This window comes from Staphylococcus simulans, from assembly GCF_003043455.1.
In the GTDB taxonomy this organism is placed as follows: domain Bacteria; phylum Bacillota; class Bacilli; order Staphylococcales; family Staphylococcaceae; genus Staphylococcus; species Staphylococcus simulans_A.
Genome location: NZ_PZGG01000012.1, coordinates 22,715 through 36,960 on the forward strand (window position 1 = coordinate 22,715; position 14,246 = coordinate 36,960).

The following is a 14,246-nucleotide window of genomic DNA, read 5'->3' on the forward strand; positions in this document are numbered from 1 at the left end:
GTGTTAAGTTACAAATGGATGTTTCTGTGAATTTAAGCATTTGTATACAATGAATTAAGTTATACAACAAGTTGCACTTGAGCGTTCAACATAAAATTTAAATTGTAATTACTGACATCTCTGAATGACATCTATGAACTTTGTCATTTCAATTTTATATTCAAATAAAGTCTATTTACTTACCATGGGGTGGTCATTATGGAAAATCAAGTCGTTGAAAAAGATATCAACAAACCAGAGTTTTACAATAACCGAGAATTAAGCTGGCTCGACTTCAACTATCGTGTCCTACAAGAAGCGAGCGACAAAACAAATCCTTTATTAGAACAATTCAATTTTATTGCGATTTTCGCATCTAACCTTGATGAGTTCTTTATGGTCCGTGTAGCCGGTCTGCAAGACCAAGTTAAAATGAACTTCAATAAACCCGAAAATAAATCACAAATGACACCTAAACAACAACTGGCTGCCATTAAAGAAAAAAACAAACCAATGGTTGATTTACAGTATGAACGTTATAACGAATTAACAAAGCAGTTACGCGAATATAATGTGATTACTACAAAACCACATGAATTAAGTGAAGCATTACAAAACGAATTAGAACAAGAATTCAAATACAACATTTTACCGACATTAACACCGCTAGGTATTGATGCCTACCATCCATTCCCTAAGCTGGTTAATAAAAGTTTAAATATCTTTGTTGAGTTAGATACTGATGAAGCAACTAATACAGCGATTGTTCAAATCCCATCGCTAATTGATCGCTTCATGGTTTTAAAAGATGAAGATAAACAATACGTCTTAATGATTGAAGATGTTATCGATTATTTCATTGAATACCTCTTCCAAGGTTATGACATCCGCAAGACGTTTACATTCCGTATTACACGTAATGCTGACTTAACGATTCATGAAGATGGAGCTGAAGATTTATTAATCGAAATCGAACGCTTCTTGAAAATGCGTAAAAGCGGTTCAGCTGTACGTTTAGAAGTTGATTCACGTAATACAAATGAGTTAGACATTGAAGGTCTAAAAGAACAGTTAGAAATTCAAGATGAAGATGTTTATTTTGTAGACGGTCCTTTAGATTTAACAATGGCGTTTGGTTTAGTCGGTTATTTAACACCGCAACTACCGAACTTACGTTATGACCGTTATACACCACAAATTCCTGAATCACTAGGCTATAATGACGTCTATGATTTAGCGTTAAAACGTGATATTTTCTTCCATCATCCGTATGAATCTTTCGAGCCGATTGTTGATTTTATCCGTGAAGCTGCTGAAGATCCAAATACGATTGCGATTAAACAAACATTGTATCGTGTCAGCAAGGATTCACCTATTATCAAAAGCTTGAAATATGCGGCAGAACAAGGTAAACAAGTTACAGTACTTGTTGAATTGAAAGCCCGCTTCGACGAAGAAAACAACGTTCACTGGGCACGTATGTTAGAAGATGCAGGATGCCACGTAATTTACGGTATGACACATCTGAAAACACACAGTAAAATCACATTAGTAGTTAAACGCTTAAAAGGTCGTCTTGTACCGTTTGTACACTTAGGTACTGGTAACTATAACGATAAAACAGCTGAAATCTATACAGATATGGGTATCATCACAACACATAAAGGGATTGCTGAAGATGCGATTAACTTCTTCAACTACTTAAGTGGTTACTCAATCAAACCTCATTACAATGAATTGATTGTGGCACCATTTGATATCCGTGATGTATTCGTAGAGCGTATTGAAACTGAAATCAAAAACCATCAAGAATATGGCAATGGTCATATTATTATGAAAATGAACTCTTTAACAGATAAAACGATTATCAAAAAGTTATTTGAAGCCTCACAAGCAGGTGTTAAAATTCAATTGATTATTCGTGGTATCTGCTGCTTGAAACCAGGTGTGCCAGGTGTCAGCGAAAATATCCAAGTCGTTAGTATTGTAGGTCGTTTCTTAGAACATTCTCGTATCTACTACTTCCACAACAATGGTGATGAAAAAATCTATTTATCATCTGCAGATGCGATGACACGTAACATGATTAAACGTGTAGAAATTTTATTCCCTGTTCATGATGCGAAAATCAGAGAACGCTTATTAAACTTTGTGAACTTACAATTATCTGATAATCAAAAAGGCCGTTATCAAGATAAAAATGGTATCTACCATTATGTTAATAACAATCAACTACCATTAAATTCACAACTTTACTTGATGCATCAAGCAGTTGAATTAGCTAAAGCTATCAAACACAAAACACCATTTACTGAGGTACGTCCCAAGAGTACGACTCAACCAAGACGTAATTGGATTTCACGTTTAAAAAACACATTTAAATCTTAAAATAAGTCTCATATCAGTAAAATATGAGTAATAAGTAAAGACCCGCAACCGCGGGTCTTTTCATTTATCTATTCCTATATCTATTCCTATTTTCCATTTTCTGCTTACTGTTTTTTCATAGTTGATGCTGATTTAGGAAGTTGATACCAGTTTTTTAGAAATTCCAATAACACTGCACTATATTCCGTTAAATCTTTTTTATTAATTTTTTCATCTACACTATGTGCTTCTGTTAATAATCCAGGTCCATATAAAATCGTCGGTATGCCATAATCATCTAACCAACCGCCATCTGTCACTGTTGTTGACATACCTGTTTCAAGCGGTGTGTGATGTATAGCTTCATGCGCTTTTGCTAAAGTTTTGAAACCTTCATGCTCTACTGGCAGTGTGAAACTTGGGAAGATTTCGCCTTGGTCTTCAATCATAGACGTGCCGCCCCATTCAAATTGAAGTGGATTATTTCGTAACCAGACATCCGCTTCAGCCACACGATGTAAATATGCTTCAATTTCTTTGATTACTTCATGGTAATCTTCATCAGGCAAGAAATGAACTGTGATCCATAAACGACACGTGTCTGCGATAAATGCAGGATTACGACCGCCTTCAATGACCGCTGGATTAATCGTATTGGCACCGGCAGGCATATCTGGATAATGTTTCATGACAGCCCAATGTTGTTCTAGCTCTTTTAACGCTGTAATGATTTTAGCCATCTTTTCAATCGCACTCGCACCATGTAAGCCACCACCCGCATGTACCATTTGACTACGTGCACCATCATGGATTGTTGTTTTACTTTGTATTGTAATCCAACCTGTGATGACACCGCCTTGTCCTAGCGCTTGTGAATCACTTGTATCTAGCACCAAGGCTAAGTCAGCTTTAGGACTTAATTCACATGCTGTCTTTGTGCCGGCTTCTCCAACTTCTTCACCCACAACAGATTGAACAATAATATCACCTTTCGGCTTTAATCCTTGTGCATGCAGTTGTTCTAAGACATAAAAGAGCGAAGCCATCCCGCCCTTCATATCACTGACACCTCGACCATACACTGCATCATCTACTTCGGTTAATTTAAATGGCGGATATTGCCAATGTTTAGGATCTTCTACATTTGCGACATCCACATGACCATTTAAAATCAGTTTTGGTGCATCGCTATTTTCACCAGCTAATACACCGACCACAATACTGTCATTGTCATATAAAGGTTCACGTTTGACTTCAAAGCCTAATCCTTCTAAGTAATTTTGTATTTCTATTTGCAACGGATCTGTATTACGTGCTGGCGGACTTTCTGTCGGGTGTTCCACTAACCATTTCAACAATTCAAATAAACGACGTTCCATGTTCCTCTTCCTTTCCAAATGTGATGGTTTATTTTATACTTGTTTCACTTCTCGTTACCCTGATTTAATCCTCTTAAATAACTGCGAAATCCTCGCATGACCCATTCATGTATCACCGCTTGTGTATACTTATAAATTCTCCAAGGTAAACGAGGTGTAAAATGCGCTAAACAGGTATAAAGCGCTTGATTACTATGAATAAAATAAAAAGATGACGCGTTATTTTTAGATTGATACAACAAACTATTTGGTTGAATCATTAGTTTGACACCTTGTGTAAGATTGATTTGTTTCATCGCTATCAACGGACGGTTGATATTGAGTAAGTGAATATCAAAGCGTTCAGGTTGTTCCTTCACTTGAATAAGACCTAAAGACATTTTCTTTAGGTAATATGCATAAGCAACAATGCTTTGATGAACCGTGTAGTCTTGAGGTAATGACATACATTGAAGCGAAGCAGCTTGTTTCTTCTTTACTTTTTTATATGCGATGACATCATCATACTCAATCACTTCTATGGGTTCAGTCGCATATACAAAGTCTTTAATCAATTGACGTAAAACTTGAGACTTACCGTGCCACAAGCCATCTCCAAACATTTCAGGCAATGCATTTATCAGTACGATATCTTCTTTTTCTATGTATTTCTGCCAATATGATAAATCTATATAATCCATAGCTTGATAGCTTAATCCAGCTTGTTTATCAGCCTCTCGATTTGCATCATATAAAACAAGAATTTCATATTGCGTTGTATCTATAGTTTCTAATATGTATTTTGCTGTAAGCGAAACATCTTCTACTATCACCAAACGTGTCATGGTCTTCACCTCTTCTTTACTATAACTATAACAAAAAAGCACGTATCTAATGAAAGACACGTGCGTTCTAAATCTATACGAATAAACTTAAGAATAATATAAAGATAAGTCCTGAAACGGAAATAATCGTTTCAAGTAATGACCAAGTTAAGAAAGTTTCTTTAATCGTCAAACCGAAATATTCTTTAAACATCCAGAATCCTGCATCGTTGACGTGAGATAAAATCACACTGCCGGCACCAATCGCAAGCACGACTAATGCGACATTGACATCACTAGCTTGTAGCAACGGTAAAACAATACCTGTTGTAGAAATTGCCGCAACTGTCGCAGAACCTAGCGCGAGACGTAAGACTGCCGCAACAATCCATGCCAGTAAAATCGGAGACATTGTTGAGCCTTCGAACATCTTCGCAATCGTATCGCCGACACCGCCGTCAATCAGGACTTGCTTGAACGTACCGCCGCCACCGATAATCAAGATCATCATACCGATTGGATAAATCGCATCTGTTACAGACTGCATAATCGCTTTGTTGTTGCGGCCTTGTCTGAGACCCATTGTCACCATCGCAAAGAGTACCGCAATCAACATTGCTGTATCAGCTGTACCAATGAAGTTGATAATACCGATAAACGCATTTTTAGAATTTTCCACATTACCTGTAATCAATTGAACAACCGTCGCAATCAACATCAAAATAACAGGAAGTGTCGCAGTTAACACACTGATACCAAAACCTGGCATCTCTGAATCTTTAAATTCTTTTTGTGCACCTAATGATGAAATGTCGCCTTCTCTTGTATAAGCAGTCGGTGTCAATTTTTGTGCAATTTTACCGAATACCGGACCTGCAATAATTGTGACTGGAATCGCGATAATGAAACCATATAATAATACTTCACCTAATGAAGCATGTAATTCTTTTGCGATGACTACTGGTCCAGGATGCGGTGGCAAGAAGCCATGCGTTACAGATAACGCTGTAATCATCGGCAACCCGATTTTAAGCGGAGATACTTTTGTACGTTTTGCTAAAGTGAAGACTAGCGGTATTAATAGTACAAGTCCAACTTCGAAGAATAAGGCAATCCCAATCACAAAAGCTGCGACAACCATTGCCCATTGGACATGTTTCTCTCCAAATTTATCAATTAATGTATCTGCGATACGTGTCGCACCGCCGCCATCAGAGAGTAACTTACCTAAAATCGCACCTAATCCGAAGATAATTGCGATATGTCCGAGCGTACTACCCATTCCTTTTTCAACGGTTTCAACCACTTTGTCCAGCGGCATACCTAACATCAACGCAGTGACCATTGATGTGATAATTAATGAAATAAACGTGTTCAACTTCAACACAATAATGAGTGCTAATAAAATTAAAATACCAATGACCACCGTGATTAACGGCCAAATTTCTGTAAACATGCTTTTTCCTCGCTTTCATCATAAGTCTCACTACTGATAACGTTTACATCAGTAGTCAAAGAAAAAGCCGAAGTGCTTAATAGTTTATGGATAGACACTCCAACTGCTTTTTCTCAGTGACTCATGGTTCTCTATTTTATAAATGTTTTCTTTGGAAATCTGCGATCTTACGATATTGCGGAGCCAAACTACGGCTCAAATCAATGTAGATACCAATCAATTGTTGATAAATTTCTACAGCGGCTTGATTCGGTTGATGCGCATGTGTCGTTCCGACCATCTCTTCAATAATTGAAAAGTCTTCAATTTCACCTAAAGCTTTCAATCCTAAGACACACGCACCTAGCGAAGAACTTTCATAACTTTCAGGTACAATCAAATCTGTATCAAAGATATCTGACATCATTTGACGCCACATTTCACTCTTCGCAAAACCACCTGTTGCCTTGATGGCCGTCGGCGTTTCGCCCATCATTTCAATTAACGCAAGATAAACGGTATACAGATTGTATAAAATACCTTCAAGTGCTGCGCGAATCATATGTTCTTTTTGGTGAGATAATGTTAAACCGAAGTACGAACCTCGTGCATCCGCATTCCATAAAGGTGCACGTTCACCTGCAAGATAAGGATGAAAAATCAGACCTTTCGCACCAGGTTCTACACGACTGGCTATTTTCGTTAAAACATCATAAGGATCGACTCCAAGACGTTTCGCCGTTTCTACCTCACTCGCAAGCAACTCATCACGCAACCAGCGTAAAATAATACCGCCATTATTCACTGGACCGCCAATCACATATTGTCCCTCATCTAACACATAACAGAAAATACGTTCTTTCTCATCCGTTCTTGGATGATCAATCACGGTACGAATCGCACCTGATGTCCCGATTGTTACCGCTACTTCACCTTTCTTGAAGCTGTTCACACCTAAGTTTGATAGCACGCCATCACTTGCGCCGATGACTATAGGTGTCTCTTTGTTTAGACCTAATAAAGTAGCATAGCGTTGTTTCATACCTTTTAAGATATACGTAGTCGGTACTAGTTCAGGTAATTGTTCTGGTGTAATCCCAAGTAAATCTAACGCTGGCTTGTCCCAAGTTAAAGTTTCAAGATTCATCATACCTGTTGCTGAAGCAATAGAATGATCCATCACATAACGTCCATATAATTGGTATAAGACATAACTTTTGATATCAATATATTTCGTCGCTTGCTGGTAAATCTCTGGATGTTCCTCTTTCAACCAATAAATTTTAGACAACGGCGACATCGGATGAATCGGCGTGCCTGTGCGTTTATAGATTTCATGACCGTTATGTTGTTGGCGAATTTCTTCAGCGTGTCGACTTGCGCGGTTATCCGCCCAAGTGATACTTTCTGTTAATGGTTTTTGATTATTGTCCATTGCGATTAAACTATGCATTTGCGCACTGAACGCAATTAATTTCACATCATCTGGTCCTACTTTACCTTCTCGTATGACTGCCTTAATTGTCATTAAGACAGCATCAAAAATTTCATCTGGATTTTCTTCAGAGGTATCAACATCCGGTGTCTGCATGTCATAACCGATATTATGTTTCAACAAATATTGGCCATGTTCATCATAAAGAACTGCTTTCGTACTCGTGGTACCGATATCGACTCCAATCATATACTTCATGGTTTAACCTCCTATTTCTTTTCTAAAAATAATGCGCTGATATAATCTCCGACATCATCAAAATTACGGTGAAATGCATCCCGTAATAATGCTGTATCATTATGTTCAACGGCTTGTGCGTAGATTTCGTGGTTGGCATGAATTCGTTCAAAATCGTCAGGATTTGTCTGCATTCTCTCTCGCATCGACAACAAGATTAAACACAATAAAATCGGCTTAATATTATTCCAACTGCTTAGTAAATAACGATGTTTGGTCGCATCAATCAATACTTCATGAAATAAAATATCATGTTCGGTAAAAGATTCTGCATCTTCAAACTGAACAGCGACTTTCATCATCTCTAGATGCTTACGCATGTTTTTAGCTAATACTGCACGTTCTTCATCTTGAATGCGCGCAAACGCAAAAGATTCCATCATGATACGTAAATCATACACTTCACGACGCTCAGCTTCGCCAAACGTTAAGACATCTGCCCCCATACGTTCTAAACGAATCAATTGATCTTGTTTCAATAATTTAAACGCATCACGCACAGGAGAACGACTGACATTGAATTGCTTAGCAACTTGATTTTCAGTTAACGCATCCTCTGATGTCAATTCACCACTGATAATCTTCAAACGTAACTCAGCCGCAACTGCTTCCCCTGTTGTCATATTCGCTAACCATTGTTTCGGATATTGTTTTTCCATCACGCACCTCTTTTCGTTCTACATACTTGTATACAAGTATATTAATACAAAGTTGCGAAGATTGCAATCGCTTACAAACAATTAAAAAAACAAGAAATTGAAAAGACGTTTATCACATCTTATTTCTTCAACTTCTTGTCATTACGGTTTTTCATCTTCTTTTTTTGATTCCTCACGTGCCATTTTATGATCTTTAATAAAAAGTCTAACCATCGCTAACGCAATCCAACTCACTAATAAGACAGGCAAAATAATAATATTCAATAGATTCAAGTCTAGTGTTTGCGTAGATATTTTGAGCTCTCCAATTTGTTTAAGTGTCGCTTTATCACTTGTTAAAAATTGATAGAGCGTAAAGAAAATTGTTGTCCACTGAATATAGTATTCTAAAATTGCTACTAACATTTCATTATAATCGTTCCATTTAATTAACTGCAGTATCACAAAGTAATTGAAGATACCAGCCATCAAAATGGTGATGACCCCGAAAATAAATATACTACCGTCATCATTCAATAATTTCACAAAGATGAAATAGACTAAGCTGCCTGATAACAATAAAGAAACTAACCCAGAAATAATCATGATAATACTTAAACCAAATGATTTAAAAAACAAAAATCGATCACGATAGCGGCCTGATAAAAACCCAGTGAGTAAAAACAGTGCTAAGATGACAATTATATTCAGTATAATCATGGTGTTACCTCGCTTATATACTTAATTTTATTCTTCTACTACCCTTTTTTGTTTTCAAAACAACAAAAAAAGCCCTCATCCATATTCCTATAGATGAGAGCGTGAAATTTAAATGTGATTCAATTGTTTATTCAAGTGCGGATTATAGAGAATCTACTTTTTCACCGTTGATTAAGATGTCATCGCCATCGATAGTTACTTCGATGTCTTTCACATCTGTGTGTTCTAGGTAGTAGTCTGTGATACGGTCACGAATTTCTCTTTCAACCACACGACGTAATGGACGTGCACCAAGTTCTGCATCGTAACCTTGGTCAATCAACCAATCTTTAGCATCTTGACTAACTTCAAGTGAGATGCCTTTTTTATCAAGTGTATCAGCAACGTCATCTAATAATAAGTTGATGATATCTTGTAATGCATCTTTGTCTAAGTGAACGAATTCTACGATGCCGTTGAAGCGGTTAAGGAATTCTGGACGGAAGAATTTTTTAAGATCGTCCATTAATGCTTCGCGATCTCCTTCATCACCATCACCGAAACCTGCGTTTGAAGTACAGATGATGATTGTGTTTTTGAAGTTCACGACATTACCTTGACCGTCTGTCAAGTTACCGTCATCCATCACTTGTAGTAATAAAGTTAAGATTTGTGGGTTCGCTTTTTCGATTTCATCGAATAAGATGACTGAGTAAGGATTACGTCTTACTTTTTCAGTTAAAGTATTAGAGTTATCATCATAACCTACATAACCTGCAGATGTACCGATTAATTTAGATACAGCTGTACGGTCCATGTATTCACTCATGTCTAATTTAATTAACGCTTCTTTATTACCGAATAAGTCAATTGATAATTGTTTAGCTAATTCAGTTTTACCTACACCAGTAGGACCTACGAATAAGAAGCTGCCGATTGGTCTGTTACCTTCATCGAAACCTGCACGGTTACGACGGATAGCACGAGCTACCATATCTACGGCTTTATCTTGACCGATGATTTTGCTTTTTAGTCGTTTAGAAATGTTTTTCAAACGAGCAATATCATTGTCGTCCATTTGTGATACTGGAATACCAGTCATACGTTCTACAGTATCTGCCACGTCTTGAACAGTTGCTGTTGAACCTTCGCCATGACCTGATTCAAGTCTATCTTGTAATTCTTTGACTTCTTTTTGATATTTGTCTGCATCAGAATAAGCTTCTTCGCTGACTGCTTTAGATTTTTTATCTTCTAATTCTTTAATTTCTTTTTCAACTTCCACTTTGTCTACTACTGGATTTTGTGCAGCTAAGTGTGCAGCTGTGATATCTAAGATATCTAAAGCTTTATCCGGTAATAAACGTTGTGGCACGTATTGAATAGATAAGTCTACACAAGCTTTCAATACATCATCAGGTAATTTTACATTGTGGTGTTCTTCGAATTTTTCACGAACACCTTCTAAGATTTTGATTGTATCTTGTGCTGATGGTTCTTTTACAACAACTTCATTGAAACGACGTGCTAAAGCTGGGTCTTTCAAGATGTTGTTTCTGTATTCGTCTTGAGTTGTTGCACCAATTACTGAGATTTCACCACGGCTCAATGCTGGTTTGATAATGTCAGATAAACCTTTGCTTCCTGAGTCTCCGCCAGTTGAACCTGATCCGATGATTTGGTGAATTTCGTCAAAGAATAAGATAACATTTTTTCTTTCTTTAACGCTGTCTAGCAATTGTTGGATGTTTTCTTCGAAAGCACCACGGTATTGTGTACCTGCTTCTAATGAAGAAATGTTTACTGAGATAATTTCTTTATCTTTAATTGCTGCTGGTACATTACCTTTCACAATTGCTTGTGCCAATCCTTCAACGATTGCTGATTTACCTACACCAGCTTCACCGACTAAGATTGGGTTGTTTTTATTACGACGGCTTAATACTTCTGCAGTATCTTGAACTTCTTTGTCACGTCCGATTACTGGATCTAATAAGCCTTGTCTTGCTTCTTCAGTTAAGTTACGGCCTACTTTTTCTAAGTAGTCTTCGCCGCCTTGTCCACCACCAGCTTGTCCTGGTTGTGCACTTTGTACTTGTTGTGAAGGGTGACCACCTTGTTGTTGTTGTAATGCTTGTAATTGTTCAGGTGATACTTCACGACCATTAATATAATATTTTTTATTTCCATCTGCATTTTGCATATCTTGCATCATTCTTCTAAAAATTGAGTCAAATTCATTTCCGAAAAATCCGTTATTCATATATTCATAACCTCCGTTAATTGGTAAAACTCCATTATTTTAATAATTTCTGTCTGTCTTAAAATAACTGTTTTACACTTCCATTTATATTTTTCTTGTGGCAAGTACACAATACTTTTTCGTTATGCGTGTCGCATTATTAACAGATAAGTGCTTTAGATTCGGATATTCAATTAGTTGACAAGTTAAACTACTATTTACATTCAAAATATACCACCTTGTCAAAAATTCAAAACACTTTCTTTAGTTTTACATGTCTCTATATATTTACTTCTTAATTATCTATTGTGTCCTTGCAATTCCATGTCTTGTTTTCAAGTTAAAATTTGTATAATTATTATTTGGTCAATTAAAGTCAAATAACTTCATTCCTTTAGTTATCGCCTTTATCAACCTTACATATGTAATTATAACGTATATTTATGCATTAATCAAGTACTAAATATGCATTTTTCAAAGTTTTTTTAAGTTTTTTTGGATTTTTTCGGTTAAATATACCAAATAACTAAGTTATCTACCATCTGACCGCTTCTGTGAACATTACATAAACTTTTCCATTAAAAAAGAAGTTGAATCTTTCAAAGACTCAACTTCTTTTCCGTTATTCTTCATGGCTGACTTGCTTCAAAATATCACCATACATTTTCTGCAGCTTATACTCTACTGTTTCGATTTCTTCTGCACATTCTTTTAATGTATTTTTATAAACTTCTGTATTTGTCGCATTTTTATAGCGTAATTTATGTTCAAGGCTAGCCCACATATCCATACCAATTGTACGGAGTTGAATTTCAACTGGTACGTACTCAACAGTATCTGTTAAGAAGACAGGTATTGAAACTACAAGATGCAGACTGCGATAACCGTTTTCTTTTGGCTTTTCTATATAGTCCTTACGTTTTAATAATTTAACATCCGCTTGTCTTAATAATAAAGATGCAACGACTTCAATATCTTCTAAGTAATTGCACACCACTCGAATTCCAGCGATGTCCGTGATATTTTGACGTGCAGATTCAGTCGTTACTGGCAATCCCCTTGTTTCCAGCTTACGCACTAAACTGCTGATCTCTTTAACACGTCGTTCCATATGATGAATTGGATTATGTTCATATAAGATTTGAAAGTCATTATCTAGAATACTTAACTTCGTACTTACTTCTTCTAAAGCTGACGCATACAAATGATGTAAACTCACAAAATCCACTAATTCTTCGATTCGATAATTCTGTTCTTGAAACTTTGTGATATTACGTTTTAAATCTTCCTTAAGCGCGTTAAGGTTAAGTGTTTCTCTTCTCTCTACATACATAATAATCCCCCGTTCTTCAGACACCTTTATTATAACGGAGTTTGTACTTAAAATTAATTATTTGTAATTCACAAACGAATCTTTGTGTATAAATTTTTAAAAGATACAAAACAAGTATCCTTCTATTTAATAGACAATTCTTTATTTTAAAACATTCATAGTTTCGGCTCATCACCTTGCGCACCGTTCTTTTTTTCTATACAATATAAATCGTAATAATTACGATTAAACGTGTGTATATATAAATAGGAGGATTTTTTATGGCTAAAATACCAGTAACGGTGCTAAGTGGGTACCTTGGTTCAGGTAAAACAACATTATTAAACCATATCTTACAAAACAGAGAAGGCTTACGCATCGCGGTGATTGTCAATGACATAAGTGAAGTGAACATCGATAAAGATTTAGTTATTGAAGGTGGGGGCATTTCACGTACAGATGAAAAATTAGTAGAACTTTCTAACGGTTGTATCTGCTGTACATTACGTGAAGACTTATTAAAAGAAGTAGAAAATATCGTTAAACGCGGCGGCATTGATCAAATCGTGATTGAATCAACAGGGATTTCTGAACCTGTACCAGTCGCACAAACATTCTCATATATAGATGATGAACTCGGTATTGATTTAACAAGCATTTGTCGTTTAGACACAATGGTTACTGTTGTTGATGCGAACCGCTTCATCAACGACATCAAATCAGAAGATTTATTAGTTGACCGCGATCAAGGTACAAGCGAAGAAGACGAACGCACCATCGCTGACTTATTAATTGACCAAGTCGAATTCTGTGATGTCTTAGTCTTAAACAAAACAGACTTAGTTTCAGAAGAAGAGTTAAACAAATTAGAAGGTATCTTACGTAAATTACAACCGACTGCGAAATTTATCCGTACACAAAATTCAGTAGTTGAACTGAGCGATGTCTTAAATACTGGTTTATTCGATTTTGAAGCGGCTTCAAACTCTGCAGGTTGGCTTCAAGAATTAACAGAAGGCGGTCATGCGACACATACACCAGAAACTGAAGAATACGGTATTTCTTCATTTGTATATGAGCGCCGTATGCCATTCCACGCAGAACGCTTCCATAAATGGTTAGAAAATATGCCGAATACGATTGTCCGTGCTAAAGGTATTGTGTGGTTAGCACAATATAATCATGTGGCATGCTTAATGTCTCAAGCAGGTTCTTCAGTAACTATCCACCCAGTTACGTTCTGGGTTGCGGCAATGTCTGAAGCTCAACAACGTGAAATCCTACAAGAACGTGAAGATGTTCGTGAAAACTGGGATCCTGAATTCGGCGACCGTCATACACAATTTGTGATTATCGGTACAGACTTAGACCAAGAAGCTTTAACAAAATCATTAGACGAATGCTTATTAACAACAGAAGAATATGATCAAGATTGGTCTCAATTACCAGAACCTTATGGTTGGCAAATCACTCAAGCATAACCAATCTTAAATAAGACATACGAAAGCCTCTTAACGCAAACCGTTAAGAGGCTTTCTTCTTTAATAATCGTATCTGTTGCTCCCTTGATTCACAATGCAACGCGCTCAGTTTCTTATTATATTGCATACTGTGAATCGGTACTTTTAAAATACCCAAGTCCTATTTAAAATAATCATTA

Annotated in this window: 10 protein-coding genes; 2 read left to right on the forward strand and 8 right to left on the reverse strand. The window is 36.5% G+C overall.

Going from position 1 to position 14,246, the window contains the following annotated elements:
• Positions 1-198: 198 nt before the first annotated feature.
• Complete coding sequence (locus tag BU038_RS03680) at positions 199-2,367, forward strand: RNA degradosome polyphosphate kinase (protein WP_107604864.1); 2,169 nt, start codon at positions 199-201, stop codon at positions 2,365-2,367.
• A gap of 104 nt (positions 2,368-2,471) precedes the next feature.
• Here the strand turns inward: BU038_RS03680 and BU038_RS03685 are convergent, their stop codons facing one another.
• The 8 genes from BU038_RS03685 to BU038_RS03720 all read right to left on the reverse strand — a co-directional run bounded on the left by BU038_RS03685 (position 2,472) and on the right by BU038_RS03720 (position 12,607).
• Positions 2,472-3,725 (reverse strand): acetylornithine deacetylase, encoded by a 1,254-nt coding sequence (locus BU038_RS03685; RefSeq protein ID WP_107604865.1) that lies wholly within the window; start codon positions 3,723-3,725, stop codon positions 2,472-2,474.
• Positions 3,726-3,769: 44 nt separating this feature from the next.
• Positions 3,770-4,549 (reverse strand): hypothetical protein, encoded by a 780-nt coding sequence (locus BU038_RS03690; RefSeq protein WP_107604866.1) that lies wholly within the window; start codon positions 4,547-4,549, stop codon positions 3,770-3,772.
• Between the two features lie 73 nt (positions 4,550-4,622).
• Positions 4,623-5,984, reverse strand: a complete 1,362-nt coding sequence (locus tag BU038_RS03695) for a gluconate:H+ symporter (RefSeq protein WP_107604867.1) — start codon at positions 5,982-5,984, stop codon at positions 4,623-4,625.
• A 136-nt stretch (positions 5,985-6,120) separates the two neighbouring features.
• A complete protein-coding gene (gene gntK, locus BU038_RS03700) occupies positions 6,121-7,656 on the reverse strand; it encodes a gluconokinase (protein WP_107604868.1) in 1,536 nt (511 codons plus the stop codon).
• Positions 7,657-7,667: 11 nt separating this feature from the next.
• On the reverse strand, positions 7,668-8,354 hold the full coding sequence (locus BU038_RS03705) for a GntR family transcriptional regulator (protein ID WP_107604869.1): 687 nt from the start codon (positions 8,352-8,354) through the stop codon (positions 7,668-7,670).
• 141 nt (positions 8,355-8,495) lie between these two features.
• Positions 8,496-9,053, reverse strand: a complete 558-nt coding sequence (locus BU038_RS03710; protein ID WP_107604870.1) for an SA1002 family membrane protein — start codon at positions 9,051-9,053, stop codon at positions 8,496-8,498.
• 142 nt (positions 9,054-9,195) lie between these two features.
• Positions 9,196-11,295 (reverse strand): AAA family ATPase, encoded by a 2,100-nt coding sequence (locus BU038_RS03715; protein WP_107604871.1) that lies wholly within the window; start codon positions 11,293-11,295, stop codon positions 9,196-9,198.
• Positions 11,296-11,896: 601 nt separating this feature from the next.
• Positions 11,897-12,607 (reverse strand): GTP pyrophosphokinase, encoded by a 711-nt coding sequence (locus BU038_RS03720; protein ID WP_107604872.1) that lies wholly within the window; start codon positions 12,605-12,607, stop codon positions 11,897-11,899.
• Between the two features lie 260 nt (positions 12,608-12,867).
• Between BU038_RS03720 and BU038_RS03725 the strand changes: the two genes are divergently transcribed.
• Positions 12,868-14,067 (forward strand): GTP-binding protein, encoded by a 1,200-nt coding sequence (locus BU038_RS03725; protein WP_107604873.1) that lies wholly within the window; start codon positions 12,868-12,870, stop codon positions 14,065-14,067.
• Positions 14,068-14,246: the final 179 nt, after the last annotated feature.